Below are 23799 nucleotides of genomic sequence, written 5' to 3'. Positions count from 1 at the left end.
GCCACAACGGGCCAACACTCAATCAGAACAGTTTTTTCGCCGTTTCCAGCCAGTCGCCCTTGAACGGACGTTTCATGTTCTCAATTGCGTCGATAATATCATGGTGAACCATTTTTTCATTCTGGATCCCCACGCAACGACCGCCGTATCCCTGCAGCAGCAGTTCAATGGAGTAGCGCCCATGCGGGAAGCCAGAATGCGGTCGTAAGCGACCGGAGAACCGCCGCGCTGAATATGGCCCAGCACGGTGGCGCGCGTTTCACGCCCGGTTTCCTGCTGGATGTAGCTGGCCAGCTCGCCCACATCGCACATCAGTTCGGTGATGGCAACGATAGCGTGTTTTTTCCCTTTGGCAATCCCGCCTTTGATTTCAGCGACCAGATCTTCTTTTTTGAAGTCGACTTCCGGCACCACGATGAACTCGCAGCCGCCAGCGATAGCTGCCGCCAGCGTCAGGTCGCCGCAGTGACGGCCCATAACTTCAACAATGGAAATACGCTGGTGAGAAGAAGACGTGTCGCGCAGGCGGTCAATCGCTTCAACGACCGTGTCGAGCGCGGTGAAGTAACCGATGGTGTAGTCCGTACCTGCCACATCGTTATCGATAGTGCCCGGCAGACCGATACAAGGGAAGCCCATTTCGGTCAGACGTTTGGCGCCCATGTAGGAGCCGTCGCCGCCGATCACCACCAGCGCATCCAGACCGCGTTTTTTCATGTTTTCTACGCAGACCTGACGCACGGATTCTTCACGGAATTCAGGGAAACGGGCAGAGCCTAGGAATGTACCGCCGCGGTTGATGACATCTGACACGCTATAACGGTCAAGCTGCGCCATGCGATCTTCATACAAACCCAGATAGCCATCATAAATTCCATAAACTTCCAGTCCTTCCGTTAATGCAGCGCGCACCACACCGCGGATAGCTGCGTTCATGCCTGGCGCATCGCCACCGCTTGTGAGTACTCCGATTTTCTTAATCATGACAACCTCTGGATTTGTAGATGTTAATTCGCAGATTTTTGATATCGTGCGCGAAGTTTGCGGCATTCAACACCGACAACGCAAACCTCTCACCTTCTTGTACGCATTTTATAACAAATACCCTCGGCTGAATTGATTCAAGTCAGGCTTAAAGACCAATAATTTCCCTGTGGAGTATCACATATTTACAAAAATATAACGCCTACGTGATAATTCTCTGTTGAATCAAATGTTCCACCACCCGCGCTGGGCGTCGGGAACAGCCGATATTGGGTCCTGGTGAATAATGATATCGGCATCAGGAAAGCGTTGCAGCAATGCTTTCTCCAAATCGTCCGCAATCTGATGAGATTCCACCAGCGGTAGGGTATCTTCCATTTCTAAATGCAGCTGGATAAACCGGGTGGGACCCGCTCTTCGCGTTCTCAGCTGATGAGCGCCGCTGATGCCCGGCCACGCGGCAACGATATCGGTAATTTCCTGCCGTTCTTCATCCGGCAGCGCTCTATCTAATAGGGCTTGAATGGCATCGTACGCCATCCGTAAAGCGCTGTACAAAATATATGCGCCAATCCCGAGCGCGAAAACGGCATCCGCCCAGGTCACGCCTTTCCAGCTGAGCCCCAACGCGACCAGAATCGCACCGTTCATCATCACGTCGGATTGATAGTGCAGCATATCTGCGCGCACCGCCTGACTGTGGGTACGGGCCACCACCCAGCGCTGGAATGCGACCAAGAACCCCGTCACGATCAGCGCGACTATCGTTACCCACATCCCGACGGCCGGATCCTTCAGTTCTTGGGGAGAAATCAAGTGCTGGAAACCGGTCAGCAGCAGAAACAACGCCGAGCCAGAGATAAACATGCTCTGAGCCAACGCGGCGAGTGACTCGGCCTTGCCGTGACCGAAAGTATGCTCGGAATCCGCCGGCTGCAATGAATAGCGCACCACCAGCAGGTTGATTAATGAGGCGGCAATATCCACCAACGAATCGACCAAAGACGCCAGCAAACTGACCGACCCGGTATACCACCACGCAAAAACCTTCAGAGCAAAAAGCGACAGCGCCGTTGCGGTCGCCAGAATAGCGGCTGTCGTCACCAGGCGCCCGTAGCGTGAATCCATACCCACCTCCCATGAAAACAAGACGTTAAGTATAGCGGATCGGGCTGATGGGATCCGAACAGGCGCTTTTGGCAGTTAACGTGTCTTTGGAAACAGGCTCTAACGCCGCAATATTTTTTGCAGTCGTGCTTGTTCCCATCGCGCCAGCCGCCCACGCAGCAGGAACAGTTTTATCGCTCTCAGCGCCAGAATCCCGCCCCAGATCAGCAGCGGCCAGAGAAACCAGTGGCTTTGGGGAGCGGCGAGTCGATTGATGACAAATAGCGCCAGATTAACCACGATGAACAACATCACCCCACGCCAGAAGCGGCTTTCTTCACGCACCTGATGCCGGGCGTCTTGAATACGCTGCTCCAGCGGTTCACCCGCCCTCTGCGGCGTCGCGCCATTTTCCATCAACGCCGACACCTTGACCTCAAAAGCGGCGGCAATCGCACCGAGGGTTTCCAGACTCGCGCGTTCGCCATTTTCTATGCGCTGTATTGTCCTGACGCTCAATGAAGACAGCTCAGCCAGCTGCTCCTGCGACCAGGCCCGGTTGAGCCGTAACGATTTTATCGGATTCATCTCTCTTTCCCATGATGGTAAAACACGCCGATGAGCGTATACCCCGCACGCTCTATGCAACACGACAGCCACCCGACAATAACGTGACAGCGCACAGACACCCTGCCGCCGACCGGTGTCGCCCGCGCTGAGCGCCGTAGACAGATCGCCGACTTCAGCAGACAATCGCGCTATCACTCTACGCTGTAATTAAGGCTTCCTCCCATGAGACACCGTCCCGCTTCCCGACTTTTGGTCATCGACCCGGCGCAACGCGTTCTGCTGTTTCAGTTCTCCCATCACGGGGATGCTCTGGCGGGGCAAATTTATTGGGCCACTCCCGGCGGTGCCGTTGAAAGCGGAGAAAGCGTTGAAGAAGCGGCGCGACGGGAACTTTGGGAAGAAACTGGATTCGCGACGGCATCACTCTCCCCCTGTATCGCCACGCAGACATTCTCTATGAGGTTGGATAACGGTGAAGAGGTCATCGCCGAAGAACACTTCTTTATTGTCCGCGTCGACCACGCAGAGATCGACGCCAGCGGCTGGAGCGACAACGAAAAACGCGTCATAAGCCAGTACGCATGGTGGTCTTTTGCTGAACTGGCCCTGACAGACGATACGGTTTACCCCGATAACCTGCTCTCACTGCTACAGAAACATCTCTCGGATTAAGACGCCCAAGGGCGTCAGCGCACAAAAAAGGGATAGGTAAAGCACAGCAAATGGATGAGGTTCAACGCGAAATGAAACGCCGTCGAGACCCACAGCCGACCACTCCACCACCAGGCTGCCCCGTAGATCAGTCCTGCCAGCCCGGCGAAAATCATCATCAGCGGCCCAGCCTGAAAGTGCGCCAGACCAAATAACGTCGCGGTCACGATCAGCGCGGGGAGAGGGCCGGCACATTCCGTCAGGCGTCTTTGCAAATAACCGCGAAACAGCGCTTCTTCCGCCAGAGAAACGAAAAGAAGATTGGCCAACACAAACTGGCCCAGCCATACAGCCAATGCCACTCGAATCGTAAGCCACCGAGGGCGACGGCCAGCAGCAACAGGGCCGGCATCGTCAGCATCAGTAGCCCCCACTGCCAACACGGCCTTGAGACAGACGTCGCCTTGTAAAACAGACCGGGGATCGCCATCCACAGCAGGAAGGGCGCGATAGCCTTATCAAGATTGTAAGAGAGCGAAAAAGGGGCACTGTGCGGACCCGCCACAACATGCTCAAGCACTTTGGGGTTGTGAAAACCGGGCACCAGATGCAAAAACAGCAGTACACAAAGCAGAACTAAAAGCCCTTCGCCGCCGACCGCAATCCACGTTCTGTCCCGATAGCGATGCAGCCAATATCCTATCAACATCGCCACGCAGAGCGTCCCCACGGCAGGCAGTGTGATAACGCCCTGCAACCAGGCACAAAGTAACGTGAATGCCAGCAACACCCCAGCGACGGTGTGATGTAATGCCAACACAACAAGCGCCAGCCCTAGCAGACACGCCATCTTAACTCTCCGTTTATGCTTCTTGATGATGCATCGTTTCCGCCGACCAATCTGACCGCCGGAATAGCATCATCGCTCAGACAAGGCTACGCCACACCATCTACTTCGTAGCGCAAAATAATACGTGATGTACCCTAGCGGTAATTCCGCGCGAAATGCGGTAAACATGGCCTGTGATTAAGGCGCGGTTTAGGTGAAGGAGGGAGAAGAGAGGGAAAGAGAACCCGCAGCGCCACAGCGAATGTTCGTGTAGTAAAACATTTGCCGGGAATTCGGATGCATAACTATGCGACAAAGCGATTCCAGGGCATCGAAACACTTTGGGGGCGGCTGAAGCGTTGCGCGTAACAAGCGTTATGGTAACCTATTCATTAATAACATATTTATGGACGCAAAAACCACATGGAGCGGATTTAGTGGAGCACAATAAATTTATGCAATATGGCCGCGGGTTAGGCCTATGGCAGAATCCCCGGGAAAATATTAAGCCAGAACCCGTAACGTACCTCAAAGATGACCCCATTTACCTCACCCCCGCAAAAGGAGAATGGGTCGATCAGATACAACAGTGCAAAAAAGAAAATAACCCATTAGAGAACGGTGTCTTTATCTGGACAGAAATTAAGGGGACAGGACACGCTTTTGTCTCTGTTCATGAGGGTAATAATGCTTCTGTTTTCACTTATGGCCGATTCGGTAGACGGTCTGGTATTGCCGGAGTTGTCGGTGATGGTATTCTTAATTTTTTGCAATTTGAAGATGCGAGAAAATATTATCGAGAAGAATTATACAAGATGGAAGCCAAAGCGTTCATAATTACAGACGCAGATCCGGTGATTACAAGAATGTACTTTGAAAAATTGTGGCATTCAGGAGTAAAAGCAAAAGAGACTCCATTTATGAAGGACAGTACTAAAAGAAATGGACACACTATTGATCAATACGATGTCACTGGCGTGAACTGTACAACCCATGCAACAAAAGGCGTAAAGATCGCTGGATCACAAGTCTTTAAAAATGGGTATACAACTAACTCTCAGCTGTATATCAAGTATGAAGAAGATTTTGCAATACCTGTATCACTGCGAAGGTATTTAGAGAAGAAAAGCAAAGAGCAATCCATGCTTGTTGTTGATATGACCAGTGAGTTTAAAAAACAGTATCCTAACATCGATAACCATACACCTATAAGTGAAAATACACTTGAAATGGTTGTGGGTAGGAGCGTCTCTGAAGTTTCCTCAAGTATCGGAGAAGTATCACCTTATTCTGGAGGTACTTTTGGTGGATTATTAGAAGGAATGCATGATGTTAACAAGTAAAAGCAAAACGTTTATACGATGGTTCAGTATTTCACTTTCATTTTTATTTTATTATTTGCTGGTTGGTGGGGTCGGTGCAATATCCTTTGATAAGGATATCATGTACTCTTCAGAGAAGAATATATCTATTGAATATCACAATGCTATTGTGGAATTGATGCAAGAACACATAGATTCAATTTATTGGGCTTCATTTATTGCTTTTCCTATCTGTATGATTATGATTCTTTTAATTTTTAAAAAGATAAGATAACCACTGATTTGTTATCTTTTCGTTTATAATTATTTTAGTATTACTTTGTTTTATAGTCTTATTAGTTGTTTAGTTAAATACTGGGGATTATCTGTGATCAGAACAATAACATTACCCCATCAATGCCATTGTTCTGATTATGACTATAAGTTTAATCCTGTTATGGCTACAACGTATCAAGAGATTGAGCCTTTATTTAGTTTTAGAAATGTACCTGAAGGGGGGGCTCTCAGATGTGGTGTAGAGCCTGCCGTACCAAAGGTATTGCCGATGGTAAAAAGGAAAAGGCATAATCTCATTGAAGATATTCTTGAGATCCTTTTTACACTTAATTTTTTGCTATTTAAGTAAAAATCCGCCTTCATAGAAGGCGGCTTTGACACGGCCCCCTAAAAGGGGGCTTAAACACTATTATTCCAACCCCAGTTGCATTTGTTTTTCCGCTTCCTCTTTCGCTACCTTGTCCTGATACCTGACATATCTGCGAATAATCTCTTCGTTCGCTCCTACCGAGTCCACGAAATACCCTCTTTGCCAGAAGTGATTTCCCCACAATTTTTTCTTTCTCAGATAGGATATTGATAATCTGACAAAGGAAAAAAGCCGTCGTGCAAGGACTGAGTCTGCGATTCACACATATCCGGGATACGCGCTGTAAAAAGTGACCCCATGGTGTCCACACTTGAGGAAAAAACCGGTTTTTGGCCTGTATCCGTCCACATGCTAACCGCTTGCATTTGGTTTATATCTTTTTGTTTTGAAAGGTGTTTACCGGAAATAGCCAAAAAAAAGCCCTCCATCAAGGAGGGCAAATAGACAGGGATGGTGTCTATGGCAAGGAAAACAGGGTCTATCATCTACACACACAACGTTTCACTATCGTTCAACAACTCACAGGGACTGCTCAGGGATTCCGCTTTTGCGCTGCCTACACCTCAGTCAAAGGCTCACTTCGGCACGCTAAAATATTTTTCCTGCTGATTCGCGACTGAGATTTGCTCGCGAATCACTTCCATATGCTGCTCATGCTTACGACGCAGCACTTCTTTCTGTTCCGGCGTCAGCAGGCTGTACATCTGATTACGCACCCGGGCCATTTCCACCTGGCGTGCAATCTGCGCCTGCGTCATTTTATTGATTTGCGCCCGTACGGCCGCCTCATCGAATTTTTCAGCTATAACCAATTGATACATTGTTTCTACGTCCTGCGCGGAATAGGGAGGCATGTCATGCCGCACTTCCTGCATCAGATCACGCATCTGTTGGCGTTGCTGTTCCGTCAACTTCACGCCATCGAACATCCTTTGCTGACTAGGAATGCGTTTCGTGGCAGAGTCATTCTGCGTCAGTTCTTCCATCCCAAGCCCCCCGGCGTCGGCTGCCGTAGCGATGCTGGAACCCAGCAACAGCAGTGAAGCGAGAGACAATAAGGTGGTGCGCCGCATCAATAACTCCTCAGTAAGTTGTACCGCTCAGCGAATTGATGGGTTCAGTCTAAACACCCCGCTGCAAACATGCGTCAGACGGTGTAAAACTACGTAAAGTCATGGAATAGCGGCAATCTATGGCGTATTTTGCCCGAGGAGGTAGGTAACTCATGAATAAAATCCTGTTGGTTGACGATGATAAAGAGCTGACTTCCTTATTGAAGGAACTGCTCGAAATGGAAGGGTTCAACGTGGTGGTGGCCTATGACGGCGAACAAGCACTGGGCGCGCTGGACGATTCAATAGATCTGCTGCTGTTGGATGTCATGATGCCGAAGAAAAACGGCCTTGATACCTTGAAGGAACTGCGTCAACGCCATCAGACGCCCGTCATTATGCTGACCGCGCGCGGCAGCGAGCTGGACCGCGTACTGGGTTTGGAACTGGGCGCCGATGATTATCTGCCGAAACCGTTTAACGACCGGGAGCTGGTGGCGCGTATTCGTGCGATCTTACGCCGGTCAAACTGGACAGATCAGCAACAGGTGGGCGAGACAACCGCACCGACGCTGGAAGTGGATGCTCTACGTCTGAATCCCGGCCGTCAGGAAGCCAGCTTCGACGAGACTGTGCTGGATTTGACCGGTACTGAGTTTACCTTGCTGTATCTGCTGGCGCAGCGCCTGGGTCAGGTGGTATCCCGAGAACACCTGAGTCAGGAGGTGCTCGGCAAACGGCTAACGCCTTTTGACCGCGCCATCGACATGCACATTTCCAATCTGCGACGTAAGTTGCCCGACCGCAAAGACGGCCTGCCGTGGTTTAAAACCTTGCGCGGACGAGGCTATCTGATGGTGTCCACCGCATGATCAACAGCCTTACTGCCCGTATTTTCGCCATATTCTGGCTGACGCTGGTCCTGGTGCTGATGCTGGTGCTGATGCTGCCCAAACTGGACTCCCGCCAACTGACCCCGCTGCTCGAAAGCGAGCAGCGTCAGGGATTAATGCTCGAACAACATATCGAAGCGGAACTGGCTCACGACCCGGCGAACGACCTGCTCTGGTGGCGTCGGCTGTTTCACGCCATAGAGAAATGGGCGCCGCCGGGCCAACGCCTGCTGCTGGTGACCACCGAGGGGCGCGTCATCGGTTCGCAGCGCCAGGAAATGCAGATCGTACGCAACTTTATCGGCCAGTCCGATAACGCCGACTTCCCCCAGAAGAAGAAATACGGCCGCGTCGAGCTGCTGGGTCCGTTCTCCGTCAGGGATAGCGAAGACAACTATCTGCTGTACCTGATCCGGCCCGCCAGCAGCCCGCAGTCCGACTTCATCAACCTGCTGTTTGATCGCCCGCTGTTGCTGCTCATCGTCACCATGCTCATCAGTAGCCCGCTGCTGCTGTGGCTGGCCTGGAGTTTGGCAAAACCAGCCCGCAAGCTGAAAATCGCGGCCGACGAAGTCGCGCGAGGCAACCTGCGTCAGCATCCTGAACTGGAATCCGGCCCGCACGAATTCCGCGCGACCGGCGCCAGCTTCAACCAGATGGTGAGCGCGCTGGAGCGCATGGTGACCGTGCAGCAGCGTTTGTTGTCGGACATCTCTCACGAACTGCGTACGCCGCTGACCCGGCTGCAGCTGTCGAGCGCGCTGCTGCGCCGCAGGCAGGGCGAAAGCAACGAACTGACCCGCATTGAAACCGAAACCCAGCGTCTGGACAGCATGATCGGCGATCTGCTGGTGCTGTCGCGTAATCAACACAAAAACGAACTGCATCGTGAACCGCTGAAAGCGGATGAACTATGGAGCGATGTGCTGGACGACGCCAGCTTTGAAGCGGAGCAGATGGGCAAAACGCTGAACGTGCTGTCGCCGCCCGGCCCATGGCCGCTGTTTGGCAACCCGTCAGCGCTCGACAGCGCGCTGGAGAACGTGGTCCGCAACGCGCTGCGCTACTCCAGAACGCACATCGAGGTTTCGTTCTCCGTCGACGGTCAGGGCGTCACCATTATCGTCGGCGATGACGGGCCCGGCGTCAGCCCGGAAGACAGGGAACAGATTTTCCGTCCTTTCTACCGTACCGATGAAGCCCGCGACCGCGAATCCGGCGGAACCGGCCTCGGACTGGCGATCGTCGAAACGGCCATCTCGCAGCATCATGGCTGGGTCAAGGCCGACGCCAGCCCTCTCGGCGGCCTGCAGTTGACGATCTGGTTGCCGCTTTATCACCGCTAATCAGCCCTCGTAAAAAGCGGAAGAGCGCGCAGCTCTTCCGCCTCGATCTTCCCCTTCGCATTGAGTTTTTCCCGACGTCGGGTAGAGTGTGAACCTCATAGGGTCGCACAATTAGCGACTTGCAACGCTGTCTTCGGCGCCAGCGTCATCTGGGCAGCGTTCCTGAAATCGCCTGACACCTCACCCACAGGAAAAGGACATGAAAGGATTGGCCCTACTGGCTGGTTTGGTTACGACATTACTGATTTCTTCCGCTCACGCCTCTGGCGATGGAATATGCGGATTTACAGATTCTGAATGCGGTATGCCCGCGCTTCCCTACCTGCTGCCGGATAACGATACCCGCACCAACCTGATGTTGCTGCAAAGCAGCCGCAACAAGATAGCGCTCCCTATCCCGCAGCCAATCCCCGACCCAGGACAGTCACGGACCGATCCTTTTACGGCCTACCGAGTGATGGGGCTGGTCGCCACCGAAGCGCCCGACGAGGCGACATCGCCCTCTTCCGATATTGCTGACGCTCAGGTAATACAGGTAGAAAATGCCGAACTGCTTCCCAAAGCGGAGCGACTACATCTGCCCGCACCCATGATAGAAAAGCTCAAAACCCTGTCCCCGCAGGACATGGAAGGGCGAGGAATATCAAATGGCCTCAGCACGCTGGGCGATTTTTTCGATGTCCTGAGCAGTGACGCCGACCTGACGGAAGCGCAACGGATCCTGCTGGCGCAGGGGCGTATCGCGTTGGTCTCGGCGGATTACCCCGCCACCCGAGCCGCACTGGATAAAGATTCACAGCTCGCCAACGGTCATGCGGGTGACTTCCTCCGCTACCTGAATAGCGCGCAAGCCTTCTACAAAGGCGAATTAGAACAGGCCGATAACGACTTTCAGCAGTTGCTGACCGCGGGACAGCCTTGGGTCGCCGAAACCGCCCGCTATATGCTGATTCGCGTTGCGATCAATCAGGCCACTCAGCACGCGCTGGATGAATACGACATGTTTGATATCCGCAAAACAGACAAAGCGGCCGGACAGCGCGCCGTCGAACGTATCGACGGTTACTTGAAGCAGTACCCGCAGGGATTTTATGCCGATTCAGCGCGCGGACTGTATCGCCGCGCCTACTGGATGAACGGCGACCACATCGCGTTAGCCAACCTCTATAATCAAGCGCTGACGTCAGTCGACAACGTGCCCGCCCTGCTCGATATCAGTAACGAAATTGACGATAAATTGCTGGAAAACAGCGATTTCGTCTCGTCCGATGCCGTGCCATTGCTGACTCTGGTGCAAGACCTCAAACGGCTGCGCAGTTCAGACGGCTGGATGAACTTGCCGGCGCTGACGCAAGAGGAGATTGAACAGCAGCGTTCCGGGTTCGAACGCGCGGGCATGCACGCCGAGTTTCTCTATCTGCAAGGGGCTTTTCAGTTCTATTCCCGGCGGGATTACGAGGCAGTGCTCCGCACCCTCCCCGCCGCCACTGGTCAGGACCTGACGGATACCGTCGCCTATAGCAGTCAGGCGCTGCGCGGGCTGGCATTGGATCAATTACAACGTTGGCCGGAAGCCGAAACGCACTGGCGTCATTTGCTGACGATGAACACCCTCTACACCCAACAGCAGTTCCTCCAGCTCGCGCTGGCCCAAACGCTGGTCGATAGCGGTCATCCGGAGCAGGTGTTTGCGGCGAATAGCCCAGTCAAAAATCTGCGCTTCCGTTCCGCCATCCTTAAAGTCAGCGCCGACGCTAACCTATTACGCCAACAGACCGGCCCGCAGCAAACGCCCGCCGAACGCGCTATTGCGCTGGATACGCTGCTTACCAAGGAGATCACACACAGGGACTACGCAGGGTATCTGAAGGACAGCGAAAAACTCGCCGCCATTCCACCGCTGAAAAGCACCGAAAACATGAGTTGGGACGAGGAAGATCTGACGGCGTTCTCCTGGGACGGCAGCGATACCGAGGAAGGCTATCAGTGCTCAAGCCTGCAAGAAACGGTGGTCCGCCTGAACAAAAACCCGCAGGACGCGCGCGCCGTCAACTGCCTGGGTGAGTTCTTCCTGCGTACCGGCAATACCGTGGGTTTCGACTGGGGGGAAAACAACATGCTGAACGGTCTGACCGACGCCAAAACCCAATATCAGGGACCGGAGTTTAATCGGCTGGACGGCTATATTGAGGTGATCGCCAACCCGAAGGCCCCACCGGAAGACAAGAGCTACGCGCTCTACCGTGCAATCTACTGTTACTCCCCCAGCGGCTACAACAGCTGCGGCTCTCAAGACATCAGCAAGGCCACTCGCAAAGCCTGGTTCAGACAGCTCAAAACCGAGTTTAAGGGTAGCCAATGGGCCGAGCAGCTCAAATATTACTGGTAGCGCGTCGTTTTATCATCGCCAGCCTGCTGCTCACCAGCATCAATGCGGATGCCACGACCGTCAACGCCGCCCGCTATAACGCCTTCTGGCTGTGGGCCGCCGTGCAGCCCCAGCCGGTACTGCATCAGGCCGATACGCTGTATCTGCATCAGGGAGAGATTGCGCTGCGGCGGGGCGACGTCGTATTCCTGCGACAGGGGCTGCCTGCCAGCACGCTGACGGTCAAACATCTGTGGCTATCGTTCCGGGTGACCACGCTAGACTTCGGTGAACCTCAGCTGGCGCGCATCCTCAACATCGCCCAACGCTGGCGTGCGCTGGGCAATCGAGTCGAGGGCATTCAAATTGATTTCGATGCCGCCAGCTATCATCTCTCCGGCTACGTCGCTTTTCTACAGCAGCTGCGGCAGCGTCTGCCGTCGGACTACCGTCTTAGCGTGACCGGGCTACTTGACTGGGCGAAAACCGGTGAAATCTCTCAAATCAACCGGCTAAATGACATCGTGGACGAACTGGTGGTGCAGACTTATCAGGGGCGCAATACGGTGAACCGCTACACCGAGTACCTTCCGGCCTTGCTAACCTTGCGAGTGCCGTTCCGACTTGGGCTGGTGCAACATGGGCGCTGGGACGAGCGCTGGCAGCATCGACTGTCTGCCTCGCCGTTTTATCGCGGGGCCGTTGTCTTCCTGCTCAATCCCCCGCCCGCCAAGCGTTCTACGTTGACGCGTTAGCTTCTGCCGCCGAAGCCGTTCTGGCGCCAGGCTTCGTAGCTGATAATCGCCACCGAGTTGGAAAGGTTCAGACTACGGCAGTCCGGCTCCATCGGGATGCGGATGCGATACTCCGGCGCGATGCCGTTACGCACGGAGTCAGGCAGTCCGGCCGTTTCCGAACCGAACAGCAACACGTCTCCGGGCTGATAGGTGGGGCGATCGTAGGGCTGACTGCCTTTGGTCGTGCAGGCAAAAATGCGACAGCCGGGCACCGACGCCAGAAAGGCTTCGTAATTCGCATGACGCTGGACTACGGCCAGATCGTGATAATCCAGTCCGGCCAGGCGCAATTTCTTCTCTTCGAAGTCGAAGCCCAGCGGTTCAATCAGATGCAGAGAGCATCCGTTGTTCGCCGCCAGCCGGATGATATTGCCGGTGTTGGGCGCAATTTGCGGTTCGTAAAGCGCAATATGGAACATTCAGATAACGTCTGTCGTCAAAAAGGTGGCGGCAGTATATCGTATCCCTGCGCACCACCCCAGCCTGCGGGCGACGGCGAGACAATTAACGACTAAACTTAAGCGACAGGCGGCTTTCCCGCGGAGGACGTATGCACCACAACGTGATTCGGACAGTCATGCTCGGCGTTTTACTCTCATCGATGGCCCTGTGGGCAAATGCAGCGCCCCTGCCATCGACCCAACAGCAACAGTTTGAAAGCGGCATCGGCAGCCAAAAACGGCTGCAACAGCAGATGCAACAGGATCAGAAGTTACAGCAGCAGCAGTTGAATCAGAGCATCCAGCAAAACAGCGCCGCGCGACAGCAGCAGCTCAGGCAGCAACAACAACAGACGCAACAGCGCGTGATGCCGTCAACCACGCCCTGAGAGCCGGCGTTATATACGAACGCCCATCAGCGTCAGGATGAGCGGCGTCGTCACCGCCGCCAGCAACGTGGATAACAACAGACTGGCGGCCACTGGGCCGCCCAGCGCGTTGAACTGACGCGACATCAGATAGATGTTCACTCCGATAGCCATTGAACCCAGCAGAACCACCACTCGTGTTTCCATCTCAGGCAATCCCAACGCAACCGCCAGCAACCACACGATAAGCGGTTGTACCAACAGCTTGATGATGCAGATGGCGACGCTGATTCTCCACCCCTCGCGGATCTGATACTCCGCCAGCCCCATGCCCAGCGCCACCAGCGACAGCGGAACGGCGCTCTGGCCCAGCATATTCACCGAGCGCTCCGCCACCTCGGGCAACGGCAGACCGGTAAAGCCAAACAGCGTGCCAGACAGAATACCGATGATCAGCGGGTTTTTGAGCACGCCCAGCGCGGTGGCGGTGAATCCCTTTAACGATAGCGCGCCATTGCGAGCCCATTCGACGGACACGGTGACCAGCGTCCAGAGGATCAGGCCGTTGAAAATCAGCACCAGCGCCACGGAGGGGATCGCCTCCGGCCCCAACATCATCGTGGCGATAGGCAGACCCAGCATGACGTTGTTGGAGAAAATACCGCTCAGCGCAAAGATCGAACCTGATACCCCATCTAACTTGAATACCCAGCGGGCAATCACACGCCCTAATATAAACACGGCCAGACAGCTGCCGAAGAAGGCAATCAACAAGCGGGCATCCACCGCCGGGCGGTCGGCGAAGTCGCACATCATAAGGAATAACATTGCGGGTAGCGCAATATTGAAAATGAAACTGGTCAATGCGTCAGCGATGTCGGCCGGCCAATGGCCCACGCGGACGAGGCCATATCCCAACGCAATCAGAACGAAAAGAGGTAAAGACAGATAAATCTGGTGCCAGAGTGAAACAATAAACGCGGGCATAGCCCTTCTTCCTTAATGTTTGCGACATCGTCCCTGAGCCGCCTCATAACGGCAGGCTCGCTCTATCCATACAGAGGATAATGCGAAACTGCCGGATGACGGCATCCAATGCGGCTAAGAATGGAAAACGCCGAGCGTTGACCGACATGCCATCCTGGAGACAGCTTCAGTCGGCGATTTCCGCTGTCCCAATCAAATCTATCCGGTCAGTGCAGATAGCATCAACGCCCCAGCGCAATAAGTCTTGCGCCCGTTCCGGCTGGTTGACGGTGTAGACCAGAATTCGCAACCCAGCCTGCTTCAACTCCGCCACGCGCGCTTCATCGAGGAGCGCATGATTGAGGTGAATCGACACGCACGCCAACCGCTGCGTCAGCGTCAGCCAGTCCTCGCGCCACTCGTCCAGCAGCAGCCCGCGAGGCAATTCAGGCGCCGCCTGCTGAGCCGCTTCCAACGCCTCGACGGAGAAAGAAGACAGCAACGGAGGAACAACACGATGTTGCCACAGTTCCCGCGCCGCCAACGCGACGACCCGGCCGGTTTCCGCTTCCTTACCGGTAGTCGGCTTAATTTCGATGTTCACCAGAATATCGTAACGAACGCTGCGCTGCGCCACGTCCGCCAGCGACGGCAAATGTTCGCCGCGGAATGTCCGTCCAAACCAACTGCCCGCGTCCAGCCGGGATAGCTGTTCCCAGCTCTGCTCGCCCGCAATCCCCCAACCGTTGGTGGTGCGATCCAGCGTGTCATCGTGCAGCAGGAAAACCTGCCCGTCGCGCGACAGCTTGGCGTCAATTTCAATCATTCGATGCCCGTAACGTGCGCCAGCATCAATCGCCGCCAGCGTATTTTCCGGCGCCAGTGAACCACCGCCACGATGGGCGACATAAGCAGGATAAGGCCAAGAGTGTGTCATCGTTCCATCCGTAATCCGCTCTGCGAATCAAATATATGCCACGACGAGGCCGGCACATGCAGCCAGAGGGTAGCGCCCACGGCCGGACAATATTCGTGCGACAAGCGCACGATGACATTCTGCCCTGCCCACCGTCCATACGCCAGATTATCCGCGCCCAATAATTCCACCGTGTCGACCGTCATCGGCACGGCATTGTCCGGACCGTCCGCCAGTAGAATGTGTTCCGGCCGAACACCGAGGGTCACTTCTCGCCCCCGCCACTCGGGTTTTGAAGCTGGTAGCGTTAACGCCAGATCGGAGGATAAGATCAGCCGGTCGCCGTCGTCACTGACCCGGCCTGAGAGCAGATTCATGGCGGGCGACCCGATAAAACTCGCGACGAACAGCGTTGCCGGGCGACGATAGATCTCGGCGGGCGCGCCGATCTGTTCGGCCACGCCCTTGTTCATGACGATCACCCGCTGCGCGAGCGTCATCGCTTCGACCTGATCGTGCGTGACATACAGGCTGGTGGTCCGTAGCCGCTGATGCAGCTGCCGCAGCTCCAGCCGCATCTGGACACGCAGCCGGGCATCCAGATTCGATAACGGTTCGTCGAACAAAAACACCGCCGGTTCTCGCACGATGGCGCGCCCCATCGCCACCCTCTGGCGCTGACCGCCGGACAGCTCGCGCGGTTTACGCTCCAGCAACGGCAGCAGCTCCAGAATCCGCGCGGCTTCTTCGACCCGTTTACGGATCTGCTCTTTGCCCAGACCGCGAATTTTCAGCCCGTAGGCCATGTTTTGATAGACGCTCATGTGCGGATAAAGCGCGTAATTCTGGAACACCATCGCAATACCGCGATCTTTCGGCTCTTTTTCCGTAACGCGCTCGTCGCCAATATAAATATCGCCGCTCGTCGTCTGTTCCAGACCGGCGACCATGCGCAGCAACGTCGACTTACCGCAGCCCGACGGGCCAACGAGCACGACGAACTCCCCATCGGCCACGTCCAGGTTGATGGGGTTGATGATCTGCGTTTTGCCGTCGTAGGATTTAGTGACGGCCTGTAGTTTTAACGATGTCATAGCGTCTTATTTCTCACTGTCGACCAGTCCACGGACAAACCAGCGCTGCATCAGCAGCACAACCAATATCGGCGGCAGCATGGTGAGCAGCATCGCCGCCATCACATGCTCCCAGCGAGTCGGGCTGTCGCTGCTGGCGATCATGCTCTGAACACCCGCCACGGCGGTGCCGAGACGCGAATCGCTTACAATCAGCAGCGGCCACAGATACTGGTTCCAGCCGTAGATGAAAATAATGACGAACAGCGCCGCCAAATTGGTTTTGGATAACGGCAGCACCATGTCGAAGAAAAAGCGCATCGGACCCGCGCCGTCGATACGCGCCGCTTCCATCAGTTCATCCGGCAGCGTCATGAAACACTGCCGGAACAGAAAGGTTGCGGTGGCCGAAGCCATCAGCGGCAGCGTCAAACCGGTGTAGCTGTTCATCATGCCGAGATGAGAAATCACCTCCACCGTCGGGAAAATACGCACCTCCACCGGCAGCATCAGGGTGGTGAAAATCATCCAGAAAAAGACCTGCCGTAGGGGAAAGCGGAAATACACCATGGCGTAGGCAGACAGCATCGACACGCTGATTTTCCCCACCGTGATGGTCAACGCCATGATGAAACTGTTGATCAGCAGCCAGCCGAACGGCGCGCTGTTGTTGTTGCCGACCCCATGCTGCCAAATGGTAGTGAAGTTCTGCCAGAGATGGCTGCCGGGGATGAGCGTCATCGGCGCCTGCGAAGCCTGCGCCTGATCCAGCGTCGCCGTCACCACCGCGATATACAGCGGAAACAGCACCACCAGCAGCGCGACCGCCAACATGACATGGCTGAAAATATTCAGCCCGCGACGATGCTCAATCATTGATAGTTCACCTTACGCTCAACGAAGCGGAACTGAATCACCGTCAGCACGATCACCAACACCATCAGCACCACCGACTGCGCGGCCGAACTGGCGAGATCCAATCCGGCAAAGCCTTCGCGATACACCTTATAAATCAACGTGGTTGTGGCCTGTACCGGGCCGCCGGCCGTCGCGGCGTCAATCACCGGGAATGTATCGAAGAATGCGTAGACCAGATTGACCACCAGCAGGAAGAAGCTTACCGGCGAGATCAGCGGCAGCACCACATTGAAGAAACGCCGGACTGGTCCCGCGCCGTCAATCGCAGCGGCTTCAATCAGAGAGCGCGGCACAGACTGCAATGCCGCCAGGAAAAACAGGAAGTTATAGCTGATCTGTTTCCAGACCGACGCCACTACCACCAACAGCATCGCCTGACCGCTGTTCTGAGCATGATTCCAGTCATAGCCCAGGTGACGTAGCCAGTAGGCGATGAGGCCCAGACCCGGATTAAACAAGAACATCCACAGCACCGCTGCCACCGCGGGCGCGATGGCATAGGGCAAGATCAGCAGTGTCTGGTAAATCCGCCGCCCACGCGTCACATGATTGACTAACGCCGCGAGAAACAGGGAGATGATCAGCCCGAAAAACGTGACCAGCCCGCTGAACCACAGGGTGGTGTAGAACGACTCGAGATAGTAGGGATCGTGAAACAGCTGGATAAAGTTATTCAACCCGGCAAACCGGCTTGATAGTCCAAACGGGTCGACGTCCTGCACGGAGTACCACAGCGCCTGCCCGGCGGGCCAGAGGAAGAATATCGCCGTAATCGACAGCTGCGGAAGCACCAGCGCATAAGGCAGCCAGCTGCGGCTAAAAACGGGGCGGGAAGCATTCATCGGATAATCTCAATAGGAATAGGCCGCGTCCTTTCGGCCTAAAACACACTTACCGGGTGGATTGTTCGAAGCGACGCAGTTGCATATTTCCCCGCTGTACCGCGGCATCCAGCGCCTGCTGCGGCGTTTTCTTGCCGATCCAGACGCTCTCCATTTCTTCGTCCACGATGGTGCGGATTTGCAGCATATTGCCCAGACGCAGCCCTTTGGTGAACGGCAACGGCGGTTTGTTCAACATCTGACGGGTGGCGATATCCGCGCCGGGATTCTGCTCGTAGAAGCCCTGCTGGCGCGTCAGGTCGTAGGCGGCGGCAGTAATCGGCAGATAGCCGGTCTTCTGGTGCCACTCGGCGGCGATCTCCGGCTTCGCCAGAAACTGCATAAATTCCGCCACGCCGTGATAGGTGGCGGGATCCTTGCCGTTCATCACCCAAAGGCTGGCTCCGCCGATAATGGCGTTCTGAGGCGCGCCTTTCTCGTCGGCGTCATACGGCATCATGCCGACGCCGAAGTGGAATTTGGCGTACTGACGAATACCCGCCAACGAACCTGAGGAGGCCGTGATCATGGCGCAGTCGCCGTTATAGAATTTCTCTGTCGATTCGTCCTTGCGCCCGTAGTAGGTAAAGTCCCCTTTCTTGTTCATGGCCTCCAGCAGGGCGATGTGTTTGACCTGAGCGGGCTGATTGAACTCAAGCACCGCGTCAGTGCCGTCAAAACCGTTGTTTTGACTCGCGAACGGCAGACCATGCCAGGCGCTGAAGTTTTCGAGCTGAATCCATCCCTGCCAGCCGCTGGAGTAACCGCATTTCATGCCGGAGGAGCGTAGTTTGGCTGTGTACTCCGCCATCTGCTGCCAGGTTTTCGGCGGCTGTTCCGGGTCCAGGCCCGCCTTTTTGAATGCATCCTTGTTGTAATAAAGCACCGGCGTGGAGCTGTTAAACGGCTGAGACAACAGATGGCCGCTTTTGGCATCGGTGTAATAGCCGGAGACCGTCGGCACGAATACGCTCTCATCGAACGGCACGCCCGACTGTTGGAATACCTCGTAAACCGGTTTGATGGCCTTGCTCGCCATCATGGTGGCGGTGCCCACCTCATAGACCTGCAAGATCGCAGGCCCATTCCCACTGCGGTAGGCGGCAATCCCGGCGGCCAGCGTCTGTTCGTAGTTGCCCTTGTAGACGGGCACAATCCTGACGTCATTCTGGCTCTGGTTAAAGCGGTCCGCCAACGTATTGACCGTTTTCCCCAGCTCCCCTTCCATCGCATGCCAGAACGGGATGTCGGTCACCGCCTGCGCCTGAGAAGTGAGGGCCATCGCCATGACGGCGCTGGCGGCGACGGTGCGGATTGCGTGTTTCAACATGCCAGTCTCCTGCAAAAATACCGTTCGGCCCCCCGGTGGGAGCCATAAATGTGGCAGGTAACATGACATGTGCAGATGACATAAAAATAACTTTTAAATGACAAAAAAATGACACCCCGATGGCAAAGGCATTCAGCAAAACGCGTGAAAAGAAGCCATATCAGACAGGATAAAAACGAGTCATTCACCGCCAGCACTGCGCTGAGAAAAAATCCAGCAAATAAAAGGGTGACGCGCTTTTGCCGACTACTTTCAGGCGCAGCATGGCCGATGAGCATCGCTTTTTAAACGTTCTGTCATCTCCCTAACATTACGCCCCGGTCACTGGCGTTCTGTTATCAACATGTTTTGAAAATTGATGGTACAGGCTCAAGAAACGCAGCCGATAAAGACCCCTGAGGGTTCCTAAATGGTATGTCGCCATATGGCAGTAAAGGCGATTGCCAATGACATACCGCGTTCGGCCCGCTTTACATTTTTTAGACACCCGGACTTCACCATGAAAAATCAGGTGTCCGCCAACCCAAAGGGACATTATGAAATTGCTAAAAAACATGAAGCTCAGCACCATGCTGGGCAGCGGTTTTTCGCTGGTCATTGCTATCGGCTTTTTGGTCGCCCTGTTCGGCCTGTTTCAGCTCAAGCAGATCAGCGCCAACGTTCAGACGTTGTCCGAGCTGCGTATCACCCGTCTGCTGCAGTTCCAGGAGTTTAAAGACAACGTCAACGTGGTTGCCCGCTCCGTCCGTGATATCGCGCTGCTGAAAGATCGCGATCAAATGCTGAGCCGACAAAAACAGATCGAAGACATCATCACGGTCAATACCGCAACATTGAATGAAGTCAGCCGCTCCGTGTCCACACAGGAAATGTCGACTTTGGTCAACCAGCTGTCTCAGGTTCAGCCGGGTTATGTCGCCGCCGTCAGAAAAGCGCTCACGTTAGGGCTGGCGAACCGACAGGAAGAAGCCAGAGACACCATCCTCACGGAGGTACACGATGAGCAGGACAAAATCTTCAAGGCCGTCGACAACATTCTGAACTTCCAGAAAGAAACCACCATCAGCGACGCCGAACAGTCTGGCCATCAGGCCAACCGCTCCGGTGCGGTGATGGTGGCTTTAGCTGTGCTTGTCGCCGTACTGGGCGGAATAACCGCCTGGCTGATTACCCGTCGCATCATCAACCAGTTGGGGGGTGAGCCGGCCTATGCTGCGCAAATTGCCGGCGCTATCGCCAAAGGCGACCTGGCCATGCGCGTCAAGCTGCGCGACAACGACACATCCAGCCTGCTGGCTGCGATGGAAGAAATGCGCAACAGCCTGAGCACGACGGTCAATCAGGTACGTCAAAGCAGTGAATCCATCGCTACCGGCTCCAGCCAGATCGCCATGGGCAACACCGATCTGAGCCAGCGTACCGAAGAGCAGGCGGCGAATCTCCAGCAGACGGCGGCGTCGATGGAGCAGATCAGCCAGACCGTCAAACAGAACGTGGATACCGTGCGCATGGCGACGGAACTGGCGAAGTCCGCCAGCGACTCTGCGACCAAAGGCAACACCGTGGTCAGCGACGTCGTCAACACCATGAACGAGATCACCTCCAGCTCTCACAAAATCAGCGACATCATCAGTGTCATCGATGGCATTGCGTTCCAGACCAATATTCTGGCGCTGAACGCCGCTGTAGAAGCTGCCCGAGCAGGTGAACAGGGACGTGGATTTGCGGTGGTGGCCGGTGAAGTTCGCTCTCTGGCACAGCGTTCCGCGTCTGCCGCCAAGGAGATCAAAGACCTCATCACGGAAAGCGTGGAAAAAGTGGAAACCGGCTCTAAGTTGGTCGGCAACGCGGGAACGACAATGGATGAGATCGTCGAGCAGGCTCACCGCGTCGCCGATCTCATCAGCGAAATCGGCGTCACCACCCACGAACAGCAGGATGGGATCACCCAGATTAACGATGCGGTGAACCAGCTTGACCAGGTGACTCAGCAGAACGCCGCGTTGGTGGAAGAGTCCGCCAGCGCCGCAGACAGCCTCAGCTCACAGGCGTCCAATCTGGTGGATCTGATGCAGGTATTTAAAGTGGAAGCGCGCACGCTCTGCCCGGCGCCAAAGCGCCCGTCAAAAGACCGGCAGCCGCGTCTCAGCCAAAACCCGCATTGGCAAGCGCGGGTGGCAGCGAAGACGACTGGGAGCGTTTCTGATATTCCCCACGGAACAGCCGCGATAATGCGGCGTTCCGGCGAGTTGCCGCCTGAAAGCCAGACGTCATGCTAGATCGGCCATTGGCCTAACGGCATAACGCGTTGGCGAATGGCAGGATGGCAACCGCGAATTCCTTCCACAGCCCCGCGCTCTCGCGGGGCTTTTTACGTCTCTGATTTACAGCGCCCGGCGCAGACGCGCTACGGCTTCATGCATCTGCTCTTCCGTCGCCGTCGCGAAAGACAGGCGCAGCGTTGAACGGTCCGGTTGTTCTGCGAAGAAGAACTCGCCCGGCACGAACACCACCCCTTCTGCCAACGTTTTTTTCAACCATTCGGTCGTATCGAACGTCTCACGGAAGCGCGCCCACAGGAACATGCCGCCTTCTGGCTGATTGAAGGTCAACACATCGCCGAGCTGCTCTTCAACCAACGCGGAAAGGCGCTCGCCTTTTTGACGATAAGCATGACGGATGGTTTCGATCTGCTTCGGCAAACGACCCAACCCTAAATAGTTCTCCACAATTGCCTGGGACAGCGCGCTGGCGTGCAAGTCCGCAGCCTGCTTGATGATCGCCACGTTGTGCAGCAACCAGTCGGGCAGTACGGCCCAGCCCAGACGCAGGCCCGGTGCCAGCACCTTGGAGAAAGAAGAGAGGTAAACCACGCGATCGGCGTGTCCGGCCTCATTCGCCAGCTGATACAGCGTCGCATGGCGCGTCTCGGTAAACCGCAGTTCACCGTAGGGATCGTCCTCGATAATCAGGAAATCATGCTTCGCGGCCAGCGCAACCAGCTGCTTGCGCCGAGCCTCGCTCAGCGAAACGCCGCTGGGGTTGCCGAAGTTCGGCACCAGATAAACGCCTTTGATACGCTGCGTGGCCAGCAGCGCTTCCAGTTCGTCAACGACCATGCCGTGTTCGTCGGAAGAGACCGACATAATCTGCGCTTCCGCCAGTTCCAACGTCTGCAACGCCGCCAGGTAGGTCGGTCGCTCAACGACGAAAACATCCTGCGGATCGACCGTTGCGCGCATGACCAAATCCAGCGCCTGCTGGGAGCCTGCGGTGACGACGATATCGTCCGCACAGGTTTGTACGCCACGCAGTTCGCACAGCTCGGCAATGCGTTCACGCAGCACCGGGCTGCCTTCGGTCAGGCCATACTGGAACGCCGCCTTCGGTTGCTCGACGATCGCCAGTTCCGTCGCCTGCCGCAGTCCGTCAAAGTCAAACAGCGCGTCTGAAGGTATCCCTCCCGCCAACGAAATCACGCCATCCATTTTGCTGTGCTTCAGCAGTTCTCGAATCGCGGAGCTTTTAAGCCGCTCCATCCGCTGCGCTACCAACTTACCCATTGCCATAACAATGCTCACTCATGAAAAAGAGGGAATAATAGAAACAGGCCGGGAGAACCCCGGCCAAAGAAAAGTTTAACCGCCCAGATAGGCGGAGCGCACCGCTTCGTTCGCCAACAGCGCCGCACCGGTATCTTCCAGCACCACGCGTCCATTTTCCAGAACATAACCGCGGTCGGCAAGACGCAACGCCTGATTAGCGTTCTGCTCCACCAGGAAGATGGTCATCCCTTCTTCACGCAACTGCTGAATGGTGTCGAAAATCTGCTGAATCACGATCGGAGCCAGTCCCAGAGACGGTTCATCCAGCAACAGCAGACGCGGTTGCTCATTAACGCGCGACCAATCGCCAGCATCTGCTGTTCACCGCCGGACATCGTGCCCGAACGCTGAGTACGACGTTCTCTCAGGCGCGGAAACAGCGTATACACCCGCTCAATACGCGCATCATACTGCTCACGTTCGGCGAAAAAGCCTCCCATCGCCAGATTTTCTTCCACCGTCATGCGGGAAAAGACCCGACGCCCCTCGGGTACGATTGCGATGGCTTCTCGCATGATCCGCGCCGTCGGCCAGTCGGTAATCTCCTTACCGTCGAACACGATGGACCCGGTAGACGCCCGCGGGTCACCGCACAACGTCCCCAGCAGCGTCGTTTTTCCTGCGCCGTTAGCGCCGATCAGGGTGACGATTTCGCCCTGATTGATATGCAGGTCGACCTGATGCAGCGCCTGGATTTTACCGTAATGCGCCGATACCTGATTTAATGACAACATAAC

Annotated in this window: 21 protein-coding genes and 3 pseudogenes; 8 read left to right on the top strand and 16 right to left on the bottom strand. The window is 55.4% G+C overall.

The features are described from left to right. Positions 1–72: 72 nt before the first annotated feature. The 3 genes from pfkA to AU509_RS14855 all read right to left on the bottom strand — a co-directional run bounded on the left by pfkA (position 73) and on the right by AU509_RS14855 (position 2679). The gene (pfkA, locus tag AU509_RS14865) at positions 73–984 is read right to left on the bottom strand and encodes a 6-phosphofructokinase (RefSeq protein ID WP_254901599.1); all 912 of its coding nucleotides are present in this window, start codon (positions 982–984) and stop codon (positions 73–75) included. 225 nt (positions 985–1209) lie between these two features. Continuing rightward, positions 1210–2112, bottom strand: coding sequence for a CDF family cation-efflux transporter FieF (gene fieF, locus AU509_RS14860; protein WP_094118714.1), 903 nt, complete (start codon positions 2110–2112; stop codon positions 1210–1212). Between the two features lie 99 nt (positions 2113–2211). Continuing rightward, entirely contained in the window at positions 2212–2679 is a 468-nt protein-coding gene (locus AU509_RS14855; RefSeq protein WP_094118713.1) for a 2TM domain-containing protein, read from the bottom strand. Between the two features lie 204 nt (positions 2680–2883). Here AU509_RS14855 and AU509_RS14850 point away from each other — a divergent pair, with 204 nt between their 5' ends. Next, a complete protein-coding gene (locus tag AU509_RS14850) occupies positions 2884–3333 on the top strand; it encodes an NUDIX hydrolase (RefSeq protein WP_094118712.1) in 450 nt (149 codons plus the stop codon). Between the two features lie 14 nt (positions 3334–3347). Here AU509_RS14850 and AU509_RS14845 read toward each other — a convergent pair. After that, positions 3348–4162: pseudogene (locus tag AU509_RS14845) on the bottom strand (CPBP family intramembrane glutamic endopeptidase). Between the two features lie 416 nt (positions 4163–4578). Between AU509_RS14845 and AU509_RS14840 the strand changes: the two are divergent. After that, positions 4579–5484: a hypothetical protein gene (locus tag AU509_RS14840; RefSeq protein WP_094118711.1), complete on the top strand. Its 906-nt coding sequence runs from the start codon at positions 4579–4581 to the stop codon at positions 5482–5484. A 664-nt stretch (positions 5485–6148) separates the two neighbouring features. On the opposite strand, the pseudogene AU509_RS14830 reads toward AU509_RS14840, so the two are convergent. The 3 genes and pseudogenes from AU509_RS14830 to cpxP all read right to left on the bottom strand — a co-directional run. Beyond that, positions 6149–6310: pseudogene (locus tag AU509_RS14830) on the bottom strand (transposase); the annotation flags it as partial. Further along, positions 6304–6594 carry a hypothetical protein gene (locus tag AU509_RS14825; protein WP_094118709.1) on the bottom strand — a complete coding sequence of 97 codons (291 nt, stop codon included), beginning with the start codon at positions 6592–6594 and terminating at the stop codon, positions 6304–6306. The gene AU509_RS14825 and the pseudogene AU509_RS14830, both read right to left, overlap by 7 nt. A gap of 90 nt (positions 6595–6684) precedes the next feature. Then, a complete protein-coding gene (cpxP, locus tag AU509_RS14820) occupies positions 6685–7182 on the bottom strand; it encodes a cell-envelope stress modulator CpxP (protein ID WP_085653662.1) in 498 nt (165 codons plus the stop codon). 152 nt (positions 7183–7334) lie between these two features. On the opposite strand from cpxP, the gene cpxR reads away from it, so the two are divergent. The 4 genes from cpxR (at position 7335) to AU509_RS14800 (ending at position 12523) form a co-directional block, all read left to right on the top strand. Continuing rightward, positions 7335–8033 (top strand): envelope stress response regulator transcription factor CpxR, encoded by a 699-nt coding sequence (gene cpxR, locus AU509_RS14815; protein ID WP_085653661.1) that lies wholly within the window; start codon positions 7335–7337, stop codon positions 8031–8033. Beyond that, on the top strand, positions 8030–9400 hold the full coding sequence (cpxA, locus tag AU509_RS14810) for an envelope stress sensor histidine kinase CpxA (protein WP_085653660.1): 1371 nt from the start codon (positions 8030–8032) through the stop codon (positions 9398–9400). The genes cpxR and cpxA overlap by 4 nt, the downstream gene beginning before the upstream one ends. A 199-nt stretch (positions 9401–9599) precedes the next feature. Continuing rightward, positions 9600–11789: a hypothetical protein gene (locus tag AU509_RS14805; protein ID WP_094118708.1), complete on the top strand. Its 2190-nt coding sequence runs from the start codon at positions 9600–9602 to the stop codon at positions 11787–11789. Beyond that, positions 11759–12523, top strand: coding sequence for a DUF3142 domain-containing protein (locus AU509_RS14800; protein ID WP_094118707.1), 765 nt, complete (start codon positions 11759–11761; stop codon positions 12521–12523). The genes AU509_RS14805 and AU509_RS14800 overlap by 31 nt, the downstream gene beginning before the upstream one ends. On the opposite strand, the gene AU509_RS14795 is transcribed toward AU509_RS14800, so the two are convergent. After that, a complete protein-coding gene (locus AU509_RS14795; RefSeq protein WP_094118706.1) occupies positions 12520–12984 on the bottom strand; it encodes a tRNA (cytidine(34)-2'-O)-methyltransferase in 465 nt (154 codons plus the stop codon). The genes AU509_RS14800 and AU509_RS14795 overlap by 4 nt on opposite strands. A gap of 131 nt (positions 12985–13115) precedes the next feature. Here AU509_RS14795 and AU509_RS14790 point away from each other — a divergent pair, with 131 nt between their 5' ends. Beyond that, the gene (locus AU509_RS14790) at positions 13116–13394 is read left to right on the top strand and encodes a hypothetical protein (protein WP_094118705.1); all 279 of its coding nucleotides are present in this window, start codon (positions 13116–13118) and stop codon (positions 13392–13394) included. A gap of 9 nt (positions 13395–13403) precedes the next feature. On the opposite strand, the gene AU509_RS14785 is transcribed toward AU509_RS14790, so the two are convergent. The 6 genes from AU509_RS14785 to ugpB form a co-directional block, all read right to left on the bottom strand. Continuing rightward, positions 13404–14360 carry an AEC family transporter gene (locus AU509_RS14785; protein WP_094118704.1) on the bottom strand — a complete coding sequence of 319 codons (957 nt, stop codon included), beginning with the start codon at positions 14358–14360 and terminating at the stop codon, positions 13404–13406. Between the two features lie 166 nt (positions 14361–14526). Further along, positions 14527–15276 carry a glycerophosphodiester phosphodiesterase gene (gene ugpQ, locus AU509_RS14780; RefSeq protein WP_094118703.1) on the bottom strand — a complete coding sequence of 250 codons (750 nt, stop codon included), beginning with the start codon at positions 15274–15276 and terminating at the stop codon, positions 14527–14529. Continuing rightward, the gene (locus tag AU509_RS14775; protein ID WP_094118702.1) at positions 15273–16349 is read right to left on the bottom strand and encodes a sn-glycerol-3-phosphate import ATP-binding protein UgpC; all 1077 of its coding nucleotides are present in this window, start codon (positions 16347–16349) and stop codon (positions 15273–15275) included. Before AU509_RS14775 ends, ugpQ begins: the two co-directional genes overlap by 4 nt. A gap of 6 nt (positions 16350–16355) precedes the next feature. Beyond that, positions 16356–17204 carry a sn-glycerol-3-phosphate ABC transporter permease UgpE gene (gene ugpE / locus AU509_RS14770; RefSeq protein ID WP_085653800.1) on the bottom strand — a complete coding sequence of 283 codons (849 nt, stop codon included), beginning with the start codon at positions 17202–17204 and terminating at the stop codon, positions 16356–16358. Then, positions 17201–18088, bottom strand: a complete 888-nt coding sequence (gene ugpA / locus AU509_RS14765) for a sn-glycerol-3-phosphate ABC transporter permease UgpA (protein WP_094118701.1) — start codon at positions 18086–18088, stop codon at positions 17201–17203. Before ugpA ends, ugpE begins: the two co-directional genes overlap by 4 nt. Positions 18089–18137: 49 nt before the next feature. Continuing rightward, positions 18138–19457: a sn-glycerol-3-phosphate ABC transporter substrate-binding protein UgpB gene (gene ugpB / locus AU509_RS14760; RefSeq protein ID WP_094118700.1), complete on the bottom strand. Its 1320-nt coding sequence runs from the start codon at positions 19455–19457 to the stop codon at positions 18138–18140. 536 nt (positions 19458–19993) lie between these two features. Here ugpB and AU509_RS14755 point away from each other — a divergent pair. Beyond that, positions 19994–21736: a methyl-accepting chemotaxis protein gene (locus tag AU509_RS14755; protein WP_139824060.1), complete on the top strand. Its 1743-nt coding sequence runs from the start codon at positions 19994–19996 to the stop codon at positions 21734–21736. Positions 21737–21841: 105 nt separating this feature from the next. On the opposite strand, the gene AU509_RS14750 is transcribed toward AU509_RS14755, so the two are convergent. Continuing rightward, positions 21842–23026 carry an aminotransferase-like domain-containing protein gene (locus AU509_RS14750; protein ID WP_094118699.1) on the bottom strand — a complete coding sequence of 395 codons (1185 nt, stop codon included), beginning with the start codon at positions 23024–23026 and terminating at the stop codon, positions 21842–21844. Between the two features lie 69 nt (positions 23027–23095). Beyond that, positions 23096–23796, bottom strand: a pseudogene (livF, locus tag AU509_RS14745) (high-affinity branched-chain amino acid ABC transporter ATP-binding protein LivF). Positions 23797–23799 lie beyond the last annotated feature (3 nt).

Origin of the sequence: Lonsdalea britannica, from assembly GCF_002111595.1 — a bacterium.
Classification (GTDB): domain Bacteria; phylum Pseudomonadota; class Gammaproteobacteria; order Enterobacterales; family Enterobacteriaceae; genus Lonsdalea; species Lonsdalea britannica.
The sequence above is the reverse complement of the archived record's forward strand: the minus strand, read 5'-3'. Positions and strand labels throughout refer to the sequence as shown.

Excerpts from the sequence above, each read along its gene's own strand:
- pfkA (WP_254901599.1), bottom strand. The coding sequence starts at position 984 with ATGATTAAGAAAATCGGAGTACTCACAAGCGGTGGCGATGCGCCAGGC.
- fieF (WP_094118714.1), bottom strand. The coding sequence starts at position 2,112 with ATGGATTCACGCTACGGGCGCCTGGTGACGACAGCCGCTATTCTGGCG.
- AU509_RS14855 (WP_094118713.1), bottom strand. The coding sequence starts at position 2,679 with ATGAATCCGATAAAATCGTTACGGCTCAACCGGGCCTGGTCGCAGGAG.
- AU509_RS14850 (WP_094118712.1), top strand. The coding sequence starts at position 2,884 with ATGAGACACCGTCCCGCTTCCCGACTTTTGGTCATCGACCCGGCGCAA.
- AU509_RS14825 (WP_094118709.1), bottom strand. The coding sequence starts at position 6,594 with ATGATAGACCCTGTTTTCCTTGCCATAGACACCATCCCTGTCTATTTG.
- cpxP (WP_085653662.1), bottom strand. The coding sequence starts at position 7,182 with ATGCGGCGCACCACCTTATTGTCTCTCGCTTCACTGCTGTTGCTGGGT.
- cpxR (WP_085653661.1), top strand. The coding sequence starts at position 7,335 with ATGAATAAAATCCTGTTGGTTGACGATGATAAAGAGCTGACTTCCTTA.
- cpxA (WP_085653660.1), top strand. The coding sequence starts at position 8,030 with ATGATCAACAGCCTTACTGCCCGTATTTTCGCCATATTCTGGCTGACG.
- AU509_RS14805 (WP_094118708.1), top strand. The coding sequence starts at position 9,600 with ATGAAAGGATTGGCCCTACTGGCTGGTTTGGTTACGACATTACTGATT.
- AU509_RS14800 (WP_094118707.1), top strand. The coding sequence starts at position 11,759 with ATGGGCCGAGCAGCTCAAATATTACTGGTAGCGCGTCGTTTTATCATC.
- AU509_RS14795 (WP_094118706.1), bottom strand. The coding sequence starts at position 12,984 with ATGTTCCATATTGCGCTTTACGAACCGCAAATTGCGCCCAACACCGGC.
- AU509_RS14790 (WP_094118705.1), top strand. The coding sequence starts at position 13,116 with ATGCACCACAACGTGATTCGGACAGTCATGCTCGGCGTTTTACTCTCA.
- AU509_RS14785 (WP_094118704.1), bottom strand. The coding sequence starts at position 14,360 with ATGCCCGCGTTTATTGTTTCACTCTGGCACCAGATTTATCTGTCTTTA.
- ugpQ (WP_094118703.1), bottom strand. The coding sequence starts at position 15,276 with ATGACACACTCTTGGCCTTATCCTGCTTATGTCGCCCATCGTGGCGGT.
- AU509_RS14775 (WP_094118702.1), bottom strand. The coding sequence starts at position 16,349 with ATGACATCGTTAAAACTACAGGCCGTCACTAAATCCTACGACGGCAAA.
- ugpE (WP_085653800.1), bottom strand. The coding sequence starts at position 17,204 with ATGATTGAGCATCGTCGCGGGCTGAATATTTTCAGCCATGTCATGTTG.
- ugpA (WP_094118701.1), bottom strand. The coding sequence starts at position 18,088 with ATGAATGCTTCCCGCCCCGTTTTTAGCCGCAGCTGGCTGCCTTATGCG.
- ugpB (WP_094118700.1), bottom strand. The coding sequence starts at position 19,457 with ATGTTGAAACACGCAATCCGCACCGTCGCCGCCAGCGCCGTCATGGCG.
- AU509_RS14755 (WP_139824060.1), top strand. The coding sequence starts at position 19,994 with ATGAAATTGCTAAAAAACATGAAGCTCAGCACCATGCTGGGCAGCGGT.
- AU509_RS14750 (WP_094118699.1), bottom strand. The coding sequence starts at position 23,026 with ATGGCAATGGGTAAGTTGGTAGCGCAGCGGATGGAGCGGCTTAAAAGC.